Below are 19307 nucleotides of genomic sequence, written 5' to 3'. Positions count from 1 at the left end.
TTCCGATTTGTCGGCCTGCACAACTTTGGCGGTAGATCTGGCCAAACAGGTCTTTCAGGTCGCTGGTGAAGATGTCCTCGGCCAGGTGCGCTATGAACAGCGGATCAAGTCGCGTGAGGCGTTTTATGAGTTTCTCCAACAGCTGCCGCCTCATGTCGTGGTTTTGATGGAGACCGGTCCGGGAGCTCAAGCCTGGGCCCGGCAGTTGCAAGACAAAGGTAATCTGGCGCGGATTCTTCCAGCCGGTTTGGTGACCACACACCGCAGTGGGCCTAAAAATGATCGCAACGATGCGCTGGCGATTCTGCGCGCTGGTCGCGATGAAAAAATCTGCGCGGTACCGGTCAAAAGCGTTGCTGCGCTGGCAATGCAAGCGCTGCATCGCGCCCGTCAGGGCTATGTGCGTCGACGCACGGCGGTCAGCAATCAGATGCGCGGCCTGCTGCTCGAGCACGGCGTGGCCTTGGCGCAGGGCGATGTTGCGATCAGTCAGAAGATTCCGCGGGTACTGGAAGATGCGACCCAGCCACTGCCTGGCCTGCTGCGTGAATTGATCGACGAACTGTTGGCTGAGTGGCGCCATTTGGGCGAGCGCATCGGCGTGTTGACGGGCCGCCTGGAAGTGGCCGCTAACGCCGACATGACAGCGAGGCGACTGATGACCGTGCGCGGCATTGGCCCAGTCATTGCCACGGCACTGGTGGCCAAGGAAACCAACCCTGAGCGGTTTCCCAATGCCCGCAAGTTTGCCGCGTACTTTGGCATGGTGCCTGACCAGCACAGCAGCGGGCAGACGGTCCGGCTGGGCGACATGACCAAGCGAGGTGATGTTTATTTACGCAGCTTGATGATCCAGGGAGCCCATTCGGTCCTGCAACAACTGCGACCTGATTCCCTGCAACCCGATGACCGCCGCTTGTTGCGGTGGATGAGCCGACTGGGCCGTAAGGAGGCTGCGATCAGGTTAGCCAACCGCAACCTACGAATCGTCTGGGTGCTTCTACAGAATGACCAGTCTTATCGTCGTCATGCTGGTAATGGTCAGTAAGCGACGATAAGCCACTGAGCGACCGAGTTCTGCCACCGAGGTACTGACTGTCCGACCCTTTGCTGAAAAAAATTGACCCCAGGTAAGACCGGCGTGGATTGATGCCTAAGCTCCTACTGGCCTTCGAGGCCTGACTGTAATCGGCATGCCACGAGCTCTTCCAATTTTGGCCAGAGGCCGAAGACGGCTTCCACGAATAGGCCTAATACATAGATGCAACGGGGCGACAGTTTTCAAAAAACGGGTAGACAGTGGGGGCGAGTCCATACATAGGAGCTGCCGCAGGCTGCGATCTTTTGATCTTATCTTTTAAAAGCCAAGTCAAAAGATCGCAGCCTGCGGCAGCTCCTACAGGTTTCTGGGCAGCACCACACTGAACAGCGTGCCGTCAGCCTCGCTCGAGCTGACGTTAATCGTCCCGCCGTGGGCGTTCACCACTTCCTTGACGATAAACAAGCCCAAGCCGAGGCTGGTTGACGGTTGCCCGAGTGTTTCATTGGCGCTGCGTACCAGTGGATCGAAAATTGTGCCGATCGCTTCAACGGGAATCGGCGTGCCGTAGTTATGCACGCTGAGCTGCACGGTGTCGGCGTCCCCGCGCAGGGTAACGATCAACTCACGCAGGTCGCTGCCATGCTGCAAGGCATTGCCGATGAGGTTCTGCAGCAATTGATCGAGCCGACCGGCGTCCCAGGTACCGCGAGTATCGCCTTCGATCTTCAAGGTCGGGTCGCATTCCGGATTGCCCGCGCACGCTTCGGCAATCGCTGCGCGTGCCGCGTCGGCCAGATCCATCGGCGCCGGCTCGATCGGCAGGCTTTTGCCGAGGCGACTGCGCACCAGCTCCAACAAGTCACCCACCATCGCGGCCATGTGCCGCGTGCTCTGCTTGATGTTCACGGCACAGGTCAGTGCATCGCCTTCGAGTTTGCTTTTACGCAGCAGCATTTCGCTGGACAGACTCACCGCCTGCAGAGGCGCGCGCAGGTCGTGGCCGAGGATGGCGAGAAAAATGTCCCGCGAACGATCGACCTGTTCGGCATATGCCGCGGTCGATTCGGCGAGCGCCTCGTCGATGGCTTCATTGAAGCGGATCAGATCCTGAAAGTAGTGCATGTCCGGTGACTGCAGACTCTCGACCCACAGACCGATCACACAGGCGCGCAAGTGACGGAACTCGGAGGTCATTTGCACCAGATCGAAACCCACGGTATGGCGCAGTTCACCATGGCTGGCGGCAGCCTCGTCCAGACTCGGGGTCTTCTCCGGGCCTTCACCCTTGGCCTTGGCTGCTTGCTCGCTGGCACTTTGCGCCTTGCCCATGTCGCTTGCTGCGGCCAGCAGGATCGATTTCGCGTGATCGCGCAGTGTCGTGCGATCCAGAGCCTGGTCGGCGCTGATATCTTTGGCAAAGACTTCCCAGTGATCAACGATGGTATCCACATGCTGCACGATAAATTCAGCTAAACGCATGGATGCATGCCTTGGCGAGGTGATGATAGTCAGCAAGTGTGGTGCATCCCGAGCCCTTTGCACAGACGCAATGCGCCGGGCGGAAAAAGCGCTACACACGGGGGGCGTGAGCAGGTGCGGTATATATATGTTTTTAACTCTTTAATAGTGGAATGGTTATGCTGTTTTTTCCGTGTTTATTAACGGCTATTTGATTTTTTGTTTTCAAACCTGATCAGTAACCTGAGGGTCTGTTTATAAAAATCAGGTAGTACGGATATGTCTGTTTCAGTATTGGCTTCGGGCTCAGGCCATGCAGCTGTTGAAAATACCAAAGGCGTGCATCAGGAAAGAATTGAAGCACTTATTCCAGCAGCGATAAAACAAGCACCGGCGCACAGGTTGGCGTCATTGAAACAAAGTGTCGCTGTTGCGGAAAGTTATCTATTGTTGCCGCCGGACGAGCGACAGGAGTTGAAAGTGCTTTTGCTGCAGTATTGGACGTTGCAGGCTGACGTGGATTCGACATTGAAATCCCTCCAGCAAAATATTCAGGCGTTTGCCAGGCCGTTGTTGGAGAAAGGCATCAGAGAAACATTCAGCGTCGATCTGGATGTTGAAACAACCACCCTGAAACTGTATGTACCCGACAAAATCATATTTGGCATCGATCGTGGCGCCACGCGTTCCAGGCACTCCTCATTGCTTGACGCCGCGCTGCATAACTTCGAGGCGATAGAAACCGAATCCGGTTTCTATCGCAGCGGCTCAGGCGTCTACACCCTTGATGAGACCGGAGCGCCGAAGCTGCACGCCATTACCACTGAGCAATTTACGGCGCTCTGCCGTTCGCTGGACATTGGTGCGCAGTACCAGAAACACCTCCAGTCACTCCTCACGCCGGCTTCCACCGAGCAACGAAAAACGTTACACAAGCAAGCGGTCGCCGTTGAACTGTCGGCAATGAAAGTGGCGGCGAAGACGGCCTTGATGGCCTCGGATATCAGCCTGCAGGGTCTGGAAGCCATCAAGGATCTGGTCAACGGCAAGCAGTCTTTGAAATACCATGGCCAAAATCTTTTATCCCATCGGCTGAGGATAATGGGTTTGAAGTTGTCCGGTGTGGTGCTGTTCAGTGCTGTTGCGCAAAAGCGTGATATCGAAACAACCCTGTTCAATCTGCTTCCGCAAGAAGCCTTGTTTTTATACGAGTGGTCCAAGCGCGTGCCGGGCCTGAATGACAGTGCTTATGAAAAGTACAAACTGCTCAGTGATGTGTTTGCCAATGGCCCCGATGCAGTCACGGAAGAATATACGCGGCGCTCGGACTTTTATGATCAAAGTCGTTTGGTCGGGCCGCTTATTGCCTATGTGCCTGATGATCCCTTACATCCCTTGAAGGAATATCCGTCGCTGACGGCGTTTCTGAGAGAGTTGATCACGCAACTGCGCGAACCGCAGTATCAGCAATTCTTCAGTCGATTTATCGCCCAGAAAGACAAGCCGAAATTTTTCAAGCGGGTCAGCGAACGGCTGTCCGAAATCACCTGGCAACAGCGTGCACCGCTGAACATGGGGCCGTGGTGGCGGGAGACCGCGATCGAAAACCCCCATGTCGAACCCATCACCGTGCCGATCCTGGAGAACCTCTGGGAGTATCTGTATCGCGAAAAGCGCGACAAGGCGATCGCCGATGCACGGCTGATTGCCGTGCCCACGGGAGACGAAGATGCCAAAACCCGTTGGAATCGACTGGTCAGCTATCTGGATATCGGCTGGAACATCTTCAACTTCGCGGTGATGCTGGTGCCCGGAATGGGCGAAGTCGTGCTCGGGGTCATGGTTGCTCAATTGCTGGCGGAACTCGCCGAGGGCGTTGAGGACTGGAGTCAGGGCGACAAGGATCAAGCCTCTGCCCACATCAACAGCGTGATCATCAACTTTGCCCAACTGGCGCTGATGAGTGCGGGCCATGTGTTGCCTTCCGGTGCCGCAGCGATCAAACCCTCAACGTTCATCGATAAACTGCAACCGGTGTCGATGCCCGACGGTTCCACTCGCCTGTGGAATCCCGACCTCACGCCTTACGAGCAGAAGATTGCACTGCCCGAACACTCCCGCCCCGATGCATTGGGTTTGCACCCACACAATGGCAATGACGTGCTGCGTCTTGAAGACAAGCACTATGTGGTCAAGAAAGATCCCCAAACCGCTCAGCATCGCCTCCAGCATCCAACCCGGCCCACGGCCTACGCGCCCGAGGTCGAGCACAACGCTGCCGGTGCCTGGAAAACCGAACTCGACCGCCCCCGCGAATGGGACAAGGCGCGCATTTTGCGTCGCCTCAACCCGTTGGCCAACACCTTCAGCGATACGGCCCTGGAGCAAATACAACGGGTCAGCGGTGTCGACGAAAACCTGCTGCGTCGAATGCATGTCGAGCACGAACTGCCGCCGGTTTTATTGAGCGACACCCTCGAACGTTTCAAGGCCTATGGCGACGCCGGCAGGCTCGCTCAACAGATTCTAGCCGGCAGCATTGAGGAGTCATTGGCGGGATATCTGCCCGAACTGATGAGCGAATTGCCGCGCTGGCCCGAGTCCAAAGCCATCAGCCTGAGTGACCCGTTACCGCTTGGTAGCGGTGACCCGGTGACCTATGGCAATGCCAGCGCGAAGCCCGCAGACACGCTGACGCTGACCTTGTCCGAACTCAAGGCGGGCGCGCTGGAACGTCGGGTCCTGCAGTTCCTCGATATACCGGACATTGAAGCCTTGCTGGGCAAAGCCATTTCCTCCGACAAGCAAGTACGCATTGAAGCGCTGCGCGAGCAACTGGCCAGGCAGGCGAATAAACGCACCGCGAAGATTTTCGAGTCGATTTACAAGGGTAAGCAATACGCTGCCGATGCCCGCGTCGGCCTGCTGCAAGGCGAATACGCCGACCTGCCACGGGCAATCGCCGAACAGCTGTTGGCCGATGCCGATGCCGAAGACCTGCGCTTTCTGAAAGAAAACAACCGTATACCCCTGAAGCTACGCGAGCAGATTCGTGCGGCACGCAATACGGTGCGCGTGGCCCGTGCGTATGAAGGTCTTTACCTCGAAAAGCTGACCAATGCCGATACCCGCCGACTGGAACTGGGCACGCTGCAGACCCTGCCCGGCTGGTCGCCGAACGTTCGTATCGAGATCCGGGAGTTCTCGTTCTCCGGCCAGTTGCAAGCCAGCGTCGGCGCCGAGGACGCGCCCATTCGCAAAGTCCTGATCCTTGACGAGGAGGGCCGCTATAACACCCGCGACGAACGTGATCAGCATCTGCACGGGGCTGACGATTTCTACAGTTCACTGCTGCACGCACTGCCGGACGCGGAGCGCAAAGCCCTCGGGTACGAGATCTTCGAAGGCGCAAAGCTCAAGGCCGCGATACAAGGGGCACCCCTGAGCCACGAGCAACTGGAAACCGTGCTGCTGGAGCATCCAGTGCGCAAGCCTGCCTATGACCCGCAAAACACGCGTTTGCGCGGAGGCATGCAGGGTTATCCGATGCATCCTTCACTGTGGAATGCTTTGAAGCAGCGTGTCAGTGCGCTGTACCCCTCGTTCGGCGAGGCGCAGGCCCAGGCATTGCTTGAGGGGCTGGATCACGGCAATGCCGTTCTACGCATCAAGATGCTCGAGAGAGAGTTCGATCAGTTGAACCGTTCGTTCCGCCTGTGGATGAATTCACCGACCAAAGCGATGCGTTTCAGCCCGGCCGGTGTCGCCGAGTGGACTTCCAGAAACAAGGTCTACAAGGCCATCCGGCAATGCTGGCAGCGGACCGGGCCTCAGGGCAGTGCGGTGCCGGGGATTATCCAGCCACAGGCGTTGGTGCTGGAGGGGTTGGACATGGATCAGCACCTTGACGGCATGCCCTTGCTGACCGCCAATTTTGATCATGTAACGGAGTTGAACCTGCGCGGGGCACAGATGCGCAGCGCTCAACAACACTTGCTCGCCTCTTTTACCGGGTTACGCAGCCTGGATCTGGTCTCGAACCAGTTGAGCTTTCTACCCAAGGTGATCACTGACATGCGTTTCTTGCGCAATCTGCTGCTCACCGATAACGAGCTCGTGTTGACCGAAGAAAGCGTCGCGAGGCTGCGAACCATGACTCGGCTAAGAGCGCTGAAGCTCGATGGCAATCCACTCGGGCGGGTTCCAGACATCAGCCAGATGCGCGACCTGCTGATATTGACGCTGGACAATACCGGGATCGAGCGCTTGCCGATCGGGCTATTCGCGATCCCGCGCCCGCGCAATATATTCCTCGACCTGCGCTACAACATCATCCGTGAACTGCCGACGGTAGCGCCCGGTTCAATGAGTGCGGAGGTGATAGCCCGGACCGTCATCAGTCGTGAACGTGTCTGGTTGTCACAGGCAAACCTGGAGCAACTCAGACTGTATATCGAGTCGGTCGGCCTGGATCCGGAGCGTCCCTACCCGCCACGGGGCACCATTGATTCATCATTGTGGGATGAAGGGCTGACCCAGGACGAATGGAACGCTCGTCAGCCGATCTGGGATGAAGTGGAGGACGAGTTCGGCTCCGAACCATTTTTCAAAGAGCTGCGAAAACTGACCGACTCCGCCGATTTCAAGCTTGATGGCGGTCGGTATAAAGCGGATCTCACGGCGAAGGTCTGGCGCATGCTCTCTGCCATGAGGGAGAACACCGCGTTGCGCGAGAAGATCTTTGCTCAGGCGATGTGGGCCACAGAGTGTGCTGATGCCGGTGCCCAGTTCTTCAATGCGATGGGCGTGGAAGTGCTGGTACACGAAGCGTATGCCCTGGCCAGCACCGATCTGGTCGAAGCCGAACTGGTGTCGCTCGCTCGAGGCAAATCACGTCTGGATGAACTGGGAAGGATCGCCCGGCGGCGCGTGGCTGAGCGTCTAAAGGCGAAAGAAACGTTCCGTCGGCAGGTGGGAGGCGTGGTCACGGGCACCATCGATGAGGTGGAGGTTCATCTGGCCTATATGACCGATCTGGCGGAGCGCCTGGACCTGCCGTGGCAGTCACGCGGGATGTTGTTCCGCAAAATCGCCGGTGTGACAACGAAGATGATTGAAGACGCCTGCGAGCTGGTGCTGGTCCAGGAGGAGGGTGAGTTGCTCGCGCCTTTGATCATGGAACAGCCGCTCTGGGACAACTTCCTCGAGCATACCTACGCCGAGGAACTCGAGGCGGCGCAAAGCGCAATTCCCATAGAGGACGAGAACGCCCGGTTTAATGCCATACAGGAATGCAAGTTGAGCTTGACCCGACAAGCCATCGACCGCGCAAGGCTGCAACGGGTGGAGCTGCCCCTTACCGTCGGGACGTGAGTGGGCCGGTTGTCAGCAACTTTCAATCATTTGTACATAAGGATATGTACCGTGCAAAACCAGAACACAGACAAAGCCGTTGCGCCGGCAATGGCCGAACAGAGTGAGCACGCGCAATTCATTGCCGAGTCGATCCCCGACTGGTGGGTGAACGCCACTGACCAACGGCGAGACGCGCTGGAAAACGCCGGTGGGTTTTTTCCTGATTGGTATATGGCGGCTTCAGCGCAACAACGCCAGACGCTGAACCAGTGTTTTGCGGCCAGTGTCGCCTCGCAAAATCTGCTTGATCAACGCATGGCCAACCTGCAGCCCATTGATGCCTTCGCTGCGCCGTTACTGAGCAAGGCGCTGAAGGATCGGTTTGCCGTTGAGCTGGACGTGAACAAAACCTTCATTCAACTGAACAAGCCGGTGGAGTTGGGTGTGTTCAGCGTCGAAGTCAGCCACTTCGAAGCCTTGAAACTGCCATTGCTGCAAGCGGCGCTGCACAACTTCGAAGCCGCAGAATGCACGCCGAATGCCTTTCATCGATCATCCGGATTTCTTTTCGAAGACGTCTCGCCTGGCCAGTACCGCAAGCTGCACACGACATTGAGTGTCGCGCAGTTCACTTCCCTGTGCCGCGATCTCGACATCGGTGGCCAATACCAGGCTTACCTCAAGGGTTTCCTGCTGGACAATCCCGTGGCCGAGGCGGTGCTGCGTCATCGCTTCGTCAACAGTCAGAAAGATGCCCTGCGTGCCGCGGCCGAACTCGCCCTGTTGAAGAAAGACATCGAGCCCAAGGACTACACGATGATCCTGTCGGTGATCGGTGGCGAACTGAACCCGACCGTGGACGGGGTGCCGGTCTGGTTCCGTCGTTTCGGGCTGATGAAAAAGCGAATGACCGGCTGCGTCTTGTTTTCCATCAGTGAAAAATATCGTTATTCCAATGAGCTGATCCTCTACATCCCGCATGATCCGGAGCATCCGTTAAAGCGCTACACCTACGATGAAATGGATGCAGAACTCAAACGCCAGTTCACCGCCCGCGATCCGGCGCTGCCGCGAGACGGCACACCGACGCCGTTCCAGCGCTTCTTCAGCCAGTTCGTTGCCTACAAGGACCGCGCCTACTATTTCAGCCAGTTCACCCGTGCGGCGGCCGATTCGCCTGGCGACCCACTGGCCGGCATTCGCTCGCCGCTGGCGCAGATTGCGGTACCGGTCACCCCGCTCGGCGCCCTGTTCAAGCCAAACGATTTACCCCCCGCGTCGCCTTCCAGGCTGGAGCCCGAAGACAATCCCTACCTGAAAACCACCAGTGGCGGGCCGAACGCGCCTTGGGGGGACAACCCCGACCTGTGGCTGGATCTGTATCAGTTGAGTCGTGACAAGATCATCGATGACGCGCGGCATCACGCGGTGCCGACGGCTGACGTCGATGCCCGGGTGCGCGCCGAAAAAATCGCCAGGCTGCTGGAAATCGGCATGCTGGTGCTCAACGGCGTATCGATGTTCGTTCCGGTGCTGGGCGAAGTGATGATCGGCGTGATGGCCGGGCAACTGCTGTATGAAACGTTTGAAGGCTCGATCGAATGGAGCGAGGGGGATCGCCGCGCAGCACTGGCTCATCTGACGGACGTTGCCGGGAATCTGGCGCTCATTGCGGTGATGCACGGCGTGGGCAAAGGTGCCGCGCGAATCAAGGCGCTCAAACCGCCGCCCGTTGTCGACAGCCTGGAGCCGGTCACGTTACCTAACGGTAAACAGCGCCTGTGGAAACCGGATCTGCAACCCTACCGGACCGGTATCCGCTTGCCGGCGGGCTCGACACCCAATGAACTGGGCCTGCATCGCCTCGATCATCAGGACATTCTGGCGCTGGACGACGGCCACTATGTCGTCCGGCAGGAGGCCGACAGCGGCCAGTACCGGATTCAGCACCCCAGCCGGCCGGATGCCTATCAACCGCGTCTGCGGCACAACAGTGCCGGTGCCTGGCGTCATGAGGCCGAAGAGCCGCTGACCTGGGCAGGCACAACACTGATGCGGCGTCTGGGCTATCGGGCTGAGGCATTCACTGACACGCAACTGGAGCAGGTGCGCATCAGCAGCGGTCTTGAACATGATCAGTTACGGCACCTGCATGTCGACCAGTTGCCCCCCACGGCGCAACTGTCCGACACCCTCACACGGTTCCGCCTCAGCGATGAGCTGGAAACCTTCGGGCGCCAGATGGGCAGCGACGAGCTGCGGGTTTACGCACAAGCCGATATTGCCCTGCAATTTCGAGTCATGCGCGCCCAGGCCTTGTTGCCCGAGCAAGCCCTGCGGGTGGTGGACAGCCGGGGCACGCTGATCTGGGAGGACACGCTCGCAGCGTCCGAGACGTCGCGCAGGCTGGTTTTTTCCGTGAGTGATCAAGCGGCGAAGCAGGGCAGCATGCTCCCGTCATTACTGGAGATGCTGAAGGTGAACAATGTCGACCTCGCCGAGGTTCCGGGTACGCCCGCGATGACGCTTGCGCAACGCGCGGTCGAGTTGCGCAAGGAGATCGCCCGCAGGGTGCGAAGCCGTAAACAGTCGCTGTTCGAGTTGCTGTACGGCGAACAGGATGCCAGCACCGCCCCGGCGGTATTGCGGGCAAAAGCGGTCTTTCCCAAACTGGCGACCATTATGGTCGAACGCCTACTCGCCACTGCGACCGAGGAGGAGCTGGCCCTGCTGAAAAAGCCCGGCCCCTTGCCGCGGCGCCTTTACCAGCAAGCCGAGCAAGCGCTCCAGGAACAGCGCCTGTCACGCGCCTACGAAGGCCTCTACCTCGACCCGTCATCCGGCCCTGACAGCGAACGCCTGGCCTTGCACAGCCTGCAAGCTTTGCCGGGCTGGCCGCAGGAGATGCATCTGGCGTTACGCGAGTATGGCGTAACGGGACGTCTGCTCGACACCCTTGGCAACCCTGAGAGTCCGTTGCGGGCCACGCTGGTGGTGGATGAGCAATCCGCCTTCACCGGGGCGTCTTCGCGCAATCTCTATGCTTCGGTCCTGCAGGCGTTGTCGCCGGCTGAGCGGCAGGCTCTCGGGTTCAATCTGGAGGATGCCGACAAGCTGCGCCGGGCGGTGCAGCAAAACCCGTTGCCGCGCGACCTGTTTCGAAAAACGCTGCAGGCTCATCGAGTGTTCAAGCCAACGGTCGAGCCGGGGGTCAAGCTGTTGGGCGGTGGCCCGCTACCGACCGGGCCGCACTTGCTTAACTTTTTGCGCAGCCCCCGAGCGCGGGTGCTCAAACTGTACCCCGACTTCAACGAGGCGCAGGTCGAGACCTTCTTGCAGTCGTTGGGGGAGAATGTTCGTGGCGGCCTGGAGCGTTACGAAGTCGAGTACAGGACACTCAAAAGTGAGCTGGATACGTGGGTTCAAACACAGCGCTCGGCAACCGACCGTGCCTCGCTGGATGGCACGCTCGCGAGGCTGCGTTATGACGAAACCGCCAGTCTGCTCAAACGGTGTTGGCGGCGGCAGAGCAGCGCGTTCTTGCGCATCAGTGCGCAGATAAAACTGCCGACACTGAGCGCAGACTTCAGGCATGTCGAAACCCTTGAGTTGTCGGCGGTCGACAACGTCGATGGGTTCCTCAGAAGTTTTACCGGGGTGAAGAAACTGACGTTGTATCAAACCCAAGGTCTGCGTCCTCTACCTGAGGCCCTCGGTGAAATGAAAGGGCTTACCCACTTCAGTTTTCACCAATCAGACCTGCGTCTGGATCCGCGCAGCGTTGCCCTGCTCGGTGCCATGAGTCAGCTTGAAGAGCTTGACCTGCAGCTCAATCCGTTGGGGATATCTCCGGACTTCAGTGCGATGCCCCAGCTCAAGAAGATCAATCTGTATTCGACGGGCATCCGGCAGTGGCCCAAGGGCACCGCGTCTCTGGCCGGGCTGCAGCACCTCGATTTGCGCGGCAATCAACTGACCGAAGTGCCTCTTGAACACCTTTCCCCCCAGCCGGATCATGCCGAGGTGGTTGCCCGCATCAACCGTGGCACGCTGCTGGACGCCAACCCGTTCCCACGCCAGGTACGGCAACAGCTCATCGATTATCGAAACGCTCTGGCACAGGCCCACCCGTCGTTGCTGGCGGGCTGGCCGGACGACGCGTTCATGCTTGAAGACCCGCTACCGGCGCGGGTCCGGCAGTTGTATCCCGGCTTCAGCGCGCAAGAGACCGCGGCGTTTCTGCTGACCCTTGGCGGCGACAGTGAAGTCGATGCACAACTGCTGCGCCTGGAAAGTGAATACCAGACGCTGAACCAGCAGCTGTCGGCCTGGGCGTTTTCGGGCGGTGGTGCTCGGCAACGCTACGTCCGCGCCGGGCAGCGTCAGGATTTCACTGGCCTGGCCAGCCGTTACGAAGCGGCCGACCGTATTCGCAATTGCTGGAGGCGGCAATCGCCCAAGCGCAATGCCGTTGACGGTACCCCGATCGGTCATGAGCTGGACCTGAGCGGGCAGACGCTCGACAGCGTGCCGGATCTTGAAGCCGACTTCAGCCACGTCGGTTCGCTGAAACTGAACAACATGGGGCTGAGTGTTTCCCCAGAAGGATTTCTGGCGCGTTTCAGAGGGGTGCGCTGGCTGGACATGTCGAGCAATCAGCTGACCGAGATACCGCCTGCCTTGGCCCAAATGCATGGCCTGACCCGCTTGTTTCTGCAACAGAACCGCATTCAACTGAGCGTTGAAACGGCCAGCTTGTTGGCGGAACGCACAACCCTCAGGGCTTTGAACCTGTCGGATAACCCGCTGGGCCGGTTGCCGGATTTCAGCCGGATCACCGACATGCGCTCGGTTTTCCTCAACTCGGCAGGGGTCGATACCTGGCCGGTCGGGCTGGACGAACAACCGCTGCTCGACAGCATCCATTTGCGCAACAACCAGATCAGCAGCCTTCCGCAGGCACTCGTCGCGCCCACCGCGGAGCGCCTGGAGCACGTGGCGCGGTTGAACAACATGACCACCCTGACCGGTAACCCGTTAACTGAAGTCGCCCAGCAACAGGTTCAAGCCTATTGGGATCGGCTTGAGCGCGAGCGGCCGGATCTTTGGCAGCGCAGGGTGCCGGGGGCTTTCGTCTATCAGGCTCCAGGGCGGGTAGTCGGGCCTGAGCCCTTGACCGGTCTGCAGCGCTGGAGCACAAACCTGCCGGCGGATCAGTTGGCCGGCAGACAGCGTCAATGGCAGATGTTGACCGGTCAACCTGACGCTGACGGCTTCCTTCGAGTGCTCAATGACCTTCAGGTGGGAGGGGCGGCTTACCCTGACCTGCAGCAGCGCGTGTGGACTGTGATCGACAGCATCACCGAACCAACCCCGGCCTCGCAGGCACTGCGCAAGGAAATGTTCGAGTGGGCGGGGCGCCCGGCCTGTATTGATCGTGCAGCGTTGTCGTTCAGCAATATGGAGGTCATGACCCTGGTGTATCGGGCCAGAGCACTGGCGGTGCAAGGGGAAAACGCGCCGGCTTTGCTGAAGTTGTCCAGGGGGTTGTTTCGACTGGAAGAGGTCGAAAAGATCGCGCTGGCGGACATCGACCAACGTACGACGGCGATCAACGACACGCCGGGCTTGTCGTCCGAACAAAAGGCAGAACGAATTGCCCTGCTCGAAGAGGTCGAAATCAGGCTCGCCTACCGCTTCGGCCTCAAGGATCGTCTCGGCCTGCCGGGACAGCCGCAGCAAGTGCGGTTTACCGGGCTGGCTCGGGTTACGCCGGCGATGCTTGATCAAGCGTACAACCGGGTGGTGGCGCTGGATAATTCGGCTGAAGAACTTCAGTCGTTGCTGGCGAAAGATTTCTGGAAGGATTATGTGGTGAACACCGATGCCAACCGACCGCAATTCGAACGCCAGCGCGAACCCTATCAGGAGCAGATGAGCGTCCTGCGTGAAAGCTATCAAGCGGGGGCCATGTCAAAAGCGGATTTCGAGGCACAGACCCAGGACCTGGATGTGCAGTTGCAGATCGAGGAGGCTGTGCTGATTGAGACGTTGACCCGTGAGGAACTGCTCAGGCATCCGTTCTAAGCTCGCTGTAAAACCGGTTTCACCTCCTGTGAGGTGATGCAAAAAAGCCCGGAGGTCATCAGATCTTCGGGCTTTTTCATGGCTCAGCGGTTCAAAACAAAAAGTAACGCTGGGCCATTGGCAGCACGTCTGCAGGTTCGCACCACAACAACACGCCGTCGGCCTTGACCTGATAGGTCTGTGGGTCGACGTCGATGTTCGGCAGGTAATCGTTGTGGATCAGGTCGGTTTTCTGCACGTCGCGGCAGCCTTTGACCACCGCGATTTTTTTCTTCAGGCCCAAGGCTTCGGGCAATCCGGCTTCCTGCGCGGCCTGACTGATGAAGGTCAGGCTGGTGGCGTGCAGCGAACCGCCGTAGCTGGCGAACATCGGGCGGTAGTGCACCGGTTGCGGTGTCGGGATCGATGCATTTACATCACCCATCAGGCTCGCCGCAATGGCGCCGCCCTTGAGAATCAGCGTCGGTTTGACGCCAAAAAACGCCGGACGCCAGAGCACCAGATCCGCCCATTTGCCCACCTCGATCGAGCCGACTTCATGGCTGATGCCATGGGTGATCGCCGGGTTGATCGTGTACTTGGCGATGTAACGTTTGGCGCGGAAGTTGTCGTTGCCTGCGCCGTCCTGTGGCAGCGGACCGCGCTGTTTTTTCATTTTGTCGGCGGTCTGCCAGGTGCGCGTGATGACTTCGCCGACGCGGCCCATGGCCTGACTGTCGGAGCTGATCATCGAGAACGCGCCGAGGTCGTGGAGGATGTCTTCGGCGGCAATCGTCTCGCGGCGGATGCGGCTCTCGGCGAAAGCCACGTCTTCGGCAATGCTCGGGTCGAGGTGGTGGCAGACCATCAGCATGTCGAGGTGTTCGTCGATGGTGTTGCGGGTGAACGGCCGGGTCGGGTTGGTCGAACTTGGCAGCACGTTGGGGAAGCCGCAGGCCTTGATGATGTCCGGCGCGTGGCCGCCGCCGGCACCTTCGGTGTGATAGGTGTGGATGGTGCGACCCTTGAATGCGCCGAGGGTGGTTTCGACGAAACCGGATTCGTTGAGGGTGTCGGTGTGGATCGCCACCTGCACGTCGAACTGGTCGGCGACAGTCAGGCAGTTGTCGATGCTCGCCGGGGTGGTGCCCCAGTCTTCGTGCAGCTTGAGGCCGATGGCGCCGGCCTTGACCTGTTCGATCAACGGCTCCGGCAGACTGGCGTTGCCCTTGCCGGTCAGGCCGATGTTCATCGGGAAGGCATCGGCGGCCTGAAGCATGCGTGCCAGGTGCCAAGGGCCCGAGGTGCAAGTGGTCGCATTGGTGCCGGTGGCCGGGCCCGTGCCGCCGCCGATCATGGTGGTGACGCCGCTCATCAGCGCTTCTTCGATCTGCTGCGGGCAGATGAAGTGGATGTGCGTGTCGATGCCGCCAGCGGTGAGGATCATGCCTTCGCCGGCGATCACTTCGGTGCTGGCGCCGATGGCGATGTTCACGTTCGGCTGCACATCCGGATTGCCGGCCTTGCCGATCGCGGCGATGCGTCCGTCCTTGAGGCCGACGTCGGCTTTGACGATGCCCCAGTGATCGATGATCAGCGCGTTGGTGATCAGGGTGTCGACCACTTCGGCGGCGAGCAACTGGCTTTGGCCCTGACCGTCGCGGATGACCTTGCCACCGCCGAATTTCACTTCTTCGCCGTAGGTGGTGAAGTCTTTCTCGACCTCGATCCACAGCTCGGTATCGGCCAGGCGCACCTTGTCGCCGACGGTGGGGCCGAACATGTCGGCGTAGGCTTGTCTGGAGATTTTCATGGGCATGCCTTGAGATTCAATTGGTTTTGAGACTGTTCGCTGCGCTCACAGATTCGCGAGCAAGCCCGCTCCCACATTCGCTCGCGTTCCTTCAGTTGAAATGCGATCAACTGTGGGAGCGGGCTTGCTCGCGAAGGGGCCGCAGCGGACTCCACATCCGTTAAAGATCACCCATGACCCGCCCGGCAAAGCCGAACACCCGCCGATGCCCGGCGTAATCGACCAGTTCCACCTCGCGGCTCTGCCCCGGCTCGAAGCGCACTGCCGTGCCGGCCGGTATGTTCAGGCGCATGCCACGGCTGGCCGCTCGATCAAACGTCAGCGCATCGTTGGTTTCGAAAAAGTGATAGTGCGAACCCACCTGGATCGGCCGGTCGCCGCTGTTGGCGACTTTCAGGCTGACCGTGCGGCGGCCGACGTTGAGTTCGATGTCGCCGGGCTGGATCTGGTATTCACCGGGAATCATCAGTGGGCTCCTTGCAGGATCTTGTAGTAGAGGGCGGTCGGGCGATATGTGCCGTTCGGGTCGCAGGCATAGTCGGGGATTTCGCCGGCGCGGGTGTAACCCAAAGCCTTGTAGAAATCCTCGGCGGGCGAGCCGGCCTCGGTGTCGAGGAAAAGCATGCCGCGCTTGTGCTTGGGCGCTTCCAGTTCCAGCGCCTGCATCAATTGCTGGCCGAGCCCGCGCCGACGGGCGTGTTCGCGTACCAGCAGTTTCTGCACTTCGGCGCGATTGAGACCGTTGGCCTTCTGGCACAGACCCAACTGCACGCTGGCCAGCACCTGCTCGTCCTTGACCACCACCCAGAGCAATACGCTGCCCTTGTTGACGTTGTCCTGGACATCATCGAAATAGGCGCGGGCCTGGGCGGCATCGAGGTTGGCCATGAAGCCGACACTGGCGCCATAACCCACCGCATCGAGCAGCAGATCAATCAGACCCTGACGATAGTGCGCAAAACTTTCAGCGTTGACGCGGCGCAGTTGGGCGGCGTTCATCGGTGTCACTCCTTGTTGGCGTCAGGCGGCTCCGCGCCAGGATTGAGGGTCAGTTGCATGAAGGTCAGGTCGAGCCAGCGGCCGAACTTGGTGCCCACTTGCGGCATCTGCCCGGTGATGCTGAAACCGGCACGCTCATGCAGACGAATGGAGGCGGCGTTGCCACTTTCGATGGCGGCCACCATCACATGCTTGCCGGCGGTTTTTGCCCGGGCGATCAACGCCGTCATCAGTTGCGGGCCGAGACCGTTGCCGCGTTGGTCGCTGCGCACGTAAACCGAATGCTCGACGGTGTGGCGGAAACCGTCGAAGGGCCGCCAGTCACCGAACGAAGCGTAGCCGAGCACGCTGTTGTCGGCGTCGACGATCACCAGAATCGGATAGGCCTGGGCCTGACGCGCGCTGAACCACGCCTGACGGTTACCCAGATCGACCGCCGACTCGTTCCAGATCGCCGTGGTGTTGAGCACCGCGTCGTTGTAGATGTCGCGAATCGCCGGCAGGTCGGCGTGGACGGCATCGCGAATGCTGTAAGTCATGGCGCGGCCTCAGATGATCGGTTGGTGGACGGTGACCAGTTTGGTGCCATCGGGGAACGTCGCTTCGACCTGGATCTCCGGGATCATTTCCGGGATGCCTTCCATCACTTGCTCGCGCGAAAGCAGCGTCGTGCCGAAGTGCATCAGCTCGGCCACGGTCTGGCCGTCACGCGCACCTTCGAGTAGCGCGGCGGAGATGTAGGCCATGGCTTCCGGGTAGTTGAGCTTCACACCGCGTGCCAGTCGGCGCTCGGCGACGAGGCCGGCGGTGAAGATCAGCAGCTTGTCTTTTTCGCGTGGGGTCAGGTCCATTGTGGGGTTCCATCAGAGCAGATTGAAAAATGTGCACAAATCCCCTGTGGGAGCGGGCTTGCTCGCGAAAGCGGTAGGTCAGCCAGCATCTGTGTGAATGACACGCCGCCTTCGCGAGCAAGCCCGCTCCCACAGTTGGAATGCATTTCAGGTGTTCCAGATTCGGGGCGGCATAGCTTCGCGGCCGAGCAGCACCGGGCGTAGCAAACGCCAAAGATCAATAAGCCAGGCGCGAGCGAGTAATGCCTCACTGGCCAGACAACGAGCCACCAACAACCCCGGCAACTGCGTCAGATCCCCGCGCACTTCATGCCCCAGCGAACGACAACGCTCAAGCAGTTCAGCATCAATTTCGCCAGTCACCAGCAACGTCGCAAACACCGGTTGCCCGTCCAGCCCGATCGGCGAATCAAGCAAACCGTCACCACCGACAATGCGCTGGCGTTCATGCCAGAGCAACCGGCCATCGCGACGAATATCCAGGTGCGATTGAAAGTGCCCGAGATCGAAACGCTCGCCACTGGCCGGTCGACCCGGCGCCACCACGTCCCAGTAGAACAGTCGGGCGTCGCCCTCCAGATCAATCGACGTGGTGAGCTCTGCCTGGGCGGCGCTGTAAACGATGGTCTCTTGCGGCAACCATTCCAGCGTCGCCCCGCAAGCCACCTGCAAGTCGAGCTTCTGATAAGCGGGCCCCGCCGCGCGATACCACTTGGCTGCGCCGGGGCTGGTGATCTGTGCCCAGGCGTCCTGTTCGATACGGGCGCTGATATTGAGCCGATCACCGCCGGCAATGCCACCTGGTGGATGGACGATGATGTGCTGACAGACTTCAGGGCCCTCGGCGTACAGATGCTTTTGCACCCGCAGCGGGCCGAGGTGGCGGCGCATGACCGGGCGCGTGCAGTCGCCGAAACGGGCGTAGGCCAGTTCCAGCTCGGCGTGCCAGCTCGGGGTAAACAGGGCAGGTGAGACAGTCGAGTTCATATTTTCTAATTATCGTTAGGAAGCTACAGGTTAGATGGTTACCAGCCCACGCACACCCTCGGCCTCCATATTTTCTCCACGGCCCTGCTGGACGATCTCGCCCCGGGACATCACCAGGTATTGATCGGCCAGTTCGGCGGCGAAATCGTAGAACTGCTCGACCAGCAGAATCGCCATGTCGCCGCGAGCCGCGAGTTTTTTGATCACCGCGCCGATCTCCTTGATCACCGACGGCTGGATGCCTTCGGTGGGTTCGTCGAGGATCAGCAAACGCGGACGGCTGGCCAGTGCGCGACCAATGGCGAGTTGTTGTTGCTGGCCTCCAGACAAGTCACCGCCGCGCCGCTGCTTCATTTGCAACAGCACCGGGAACAACTCGTAGATGAACGCCGGGACTTCCTTGGCCTCGGAGCCGGGAAAACGCGACAGGCCCATCAGCAGGTTTTCTTCCACCGTCAGCCGCCCGAAAATCTCCCGGCCCTGAGGCACGTACGCGATGCCGGCGTGTACCCGTTGGTGCGGCTTGAACGTGGTGATTGGCTTGCCTTCCCAATTCACCGCACCTTCCTTGGCCGGCAACAGACCCATCAGGCATTTGAGCAGGGTGGTCTTGCCCACGCCGTTACGGCCCAGCAGGCAGGTGACTTCGCCGACCTTCACGTCAAACGTGAGGCCGCGCAGGATGTGGCTACCGCCGTAGTACTGGTGCAGCTTGTCGACTTGCAGCATGTCCAGA

The 19307-nt window shown here is 59.8% G+C and carries 11 protein-coding genes; 3 read left to right on the top strand and 8 right to left on the bottom strand.

Features of this window, described 5'->3' with window-relative positions; translation table 11 throughout:
* Window positions 1–7 precede the first annotated feature (7 nt).
* Window positions 8–1048: an IS110 family RNA-guided transposase gene (locus ATI02_RS12240; protein ID WP_100848419.1), complete on the top strand. Its 1041-nt coding sequence runs from the start codon at window positions 8–10 to the stop codon at window positions 1046–1048.
* 348 nt (window positions 1049–1396) lie between these two features.
* On the opposite strand, the gene ATI02_RS12235 is transcribed toward ATI02_RS12240, so the two are convergent.
* Window positions 1397–2521: a sensor histidine kinase gene (locus ATI02_RS12235; protein WP_100846405.1), complete on the bottom strand. Its 1125-nt coding sequence runs from the start codon at window positions 2519–2521 to the stop codon at window positions 1397–1399.
* Between the two features lie 459 nt (window positions 2522–2980).
* Between ATI02_RS12235 and ATI02_RS12230 the strand changes: the two genes are divergently transcribed.
* Both ATI02_RS12230 and ATI02_RS12225 read left to right on the top strand, forming a co-directional pair.
* Window positions 2981–7873, top strand: coding sequence for an NEL-type E3 ubiquitin ligase domain-containing protein (locus tag ATI02_RS12230; protein ID WP_238156173.1), 4893 nt, complete (start codon window positions 2981–2983; stop codon window positions 7871–7873).
* A gap of 51 nt (window positions 7874–7924) precedes the next feature.
* On the top strand, window positions 7925–13942 hold the full coding sequence (locus ATI02_RS12225) for an NEL-type E3 ubiquitin ligase domain-containing protein (protein ID WP_100846403.1): 6018 nt from the start codon (window positions 7925–7927) through the stop codon (window positions 13940–13942).
* A 91-nt stretch (window positions 13943–14033) separates the two neighbouring features.
* Here the strand turns inward: ATI02_RS12225 and ureC are convergent, their stop codons facing one another.
* The 7 genes from ureC to urtE all read right to left on the bottom strand — a co-directional run bounded on the left by ureC (window position 14034) and on the right by urtE (window position 19300).
* Entirely contained in the window at window positions 14034–15734 is a 1701-nt protein-coding gene (gene ureC, locus ATI02_RS12220; protein ID WP_100846402.1) for an urease subunit alpha, read from the bottom strand.
* A gap of 160 nt (window positions 15735–15894) precedes the next feature.
* Window positions 15895–16200 (bottom strand): urease subunit beta, encoded by a 306-nt coding sequence (locus ATI02_RS12215; protein ID WP_007915947.1) that lies wholly within the window; start codon window positions 16198–16200, stop codon window positions 15895–15897.
* A complete protein-coding gene (locus tag ATI02_RS12210; protein ID WP_095188283.1) occupies window positions 16200–16733 on the bottom strand; it encodes a GNAT family N-acetyltransferase in 534 nt (177 codons plus the stop codon). The genes ATI02_RS12215 and ATI02_RS12210 overlap by 1 nt, the downstream gene beginning before the upstream one ends.
* A 5-nt stretch (window positions 16734–16738) precedes the next feature.
* Complete coding sequence (locus ATI02_RS12205; protein ID WP_095188282.1) at window positions 16739–17272, bottom strand: GNAT family N-acetyltransferase; 534 nt, start codon at window positions 17270–17272, stop codon at window positions 16739–16741.
* A 9-nt stretch (window positions 17273–17281) separates the two neighbouring features.
* On the bottom strand, window positions 17282–17584 hold the full coding sequence (ureA, locus tag ATI02_RS12200) for an urease subunit gamma (RefSeq protein WP_100846401.1): 303 nt from the start codon (window positions 17582–17584) through the stop codon (window positions 17282–17284).
* A 147-nt stretch (window positions 17585–17731) separates the two neighbouring features.
* On the bottom strand, window positions 17732–18571 hold the full coding sequence (locus tag ATI02_RS12195) for an urease accessory protein UreD (protein ID WP_100846400.1): 840 nt from the start codon (window positions 18569–18571) through the stop codon (window positions 17732–17734).
* A 30-nt stretch (window positions 18572–18601) separates the two neighbouring features.
* On the bottom strand, window positions 18602–19300 hold the full coding sequence (gene urtE, locus ATI02_RS12190; protein WP_008031204.1) for an urea ABC transporter ATP-binding subunit UrtE: 699 nt from the start codon (window positions 19298–19300) through the stop codon (window positions 18602–18604).
* Between the last annotated feature and the right edge of the window lie 7 nt (window positions 19301–19307).

This window comes from Pseudomonas baetica, from assembly GCF_002813455.1.
GTDB classification, from domain to species: domain Bacteria; phylum Pseudomonadota; class Gammaproteobacteria; order Pseudomonadales; family Pseudomonadaceae; genus Aquipseudomonas; species Aquipseudomonas baetica.
This window is presented reverse-complemented; position numbering and strand designations above follow the sequence as displayed.

Coding starts and splice junctions, on each gene's coding strand:
- ATI02_RS12235 (WP_100846405.1), bottom strand. CDS start 2,521: ATGCGTTTAGCTGAATTTATCGTGCAGCATGTGGATACCATCGTTGAT.
- ureC (WP_100846402.1), bottom strand. CDS start 15,734: ATGAAAATCTCCAGACAAGCCTACGCCGACATGTTCGGCCCCACCGTC.
- ATI02_RS12215 (WP_007915947.1), bottom strand. CDS start 16,200: ATGATTCCCGGTGAATACCAGATCCAGCCCGGCGACATCGAACTCAAC.
- ATI02_RS12210 (WP_095188283.1), bottom strand. CDS start 16,733: ATGAACGCCGCCCAACTGCGCCGCGTCAACGCTGAAAGTTTTGCGCAC.
- ATI02_RS12205 (WP_095188282.1), bottom strand. CDS start 17,272: ATGACTTACAGCATTCGCGATGCCGTCCACGCCGACCTGCCGGCGATT.
- ureA (WP_100846401.1), bottom strand. CDS start 17,584: ATGGACCTGACCCCACGCGAAAAAGACAAGCTGCTGATCTTCACCGCC.
- ATI02_RS12195 (WP_100846400.1), bottom strand. CDS start 18,571: ATGAACTCGACTGTCTCACCTGCCCTGTTTACCCCGAGCTGGCACGCC.
- urtE (WP_008031204.1), bottom strand. CDS start 19,300: ATGCTGCAAGTCGACAAGCTGCACCAGTACTACGGCGGTAGCCACATC.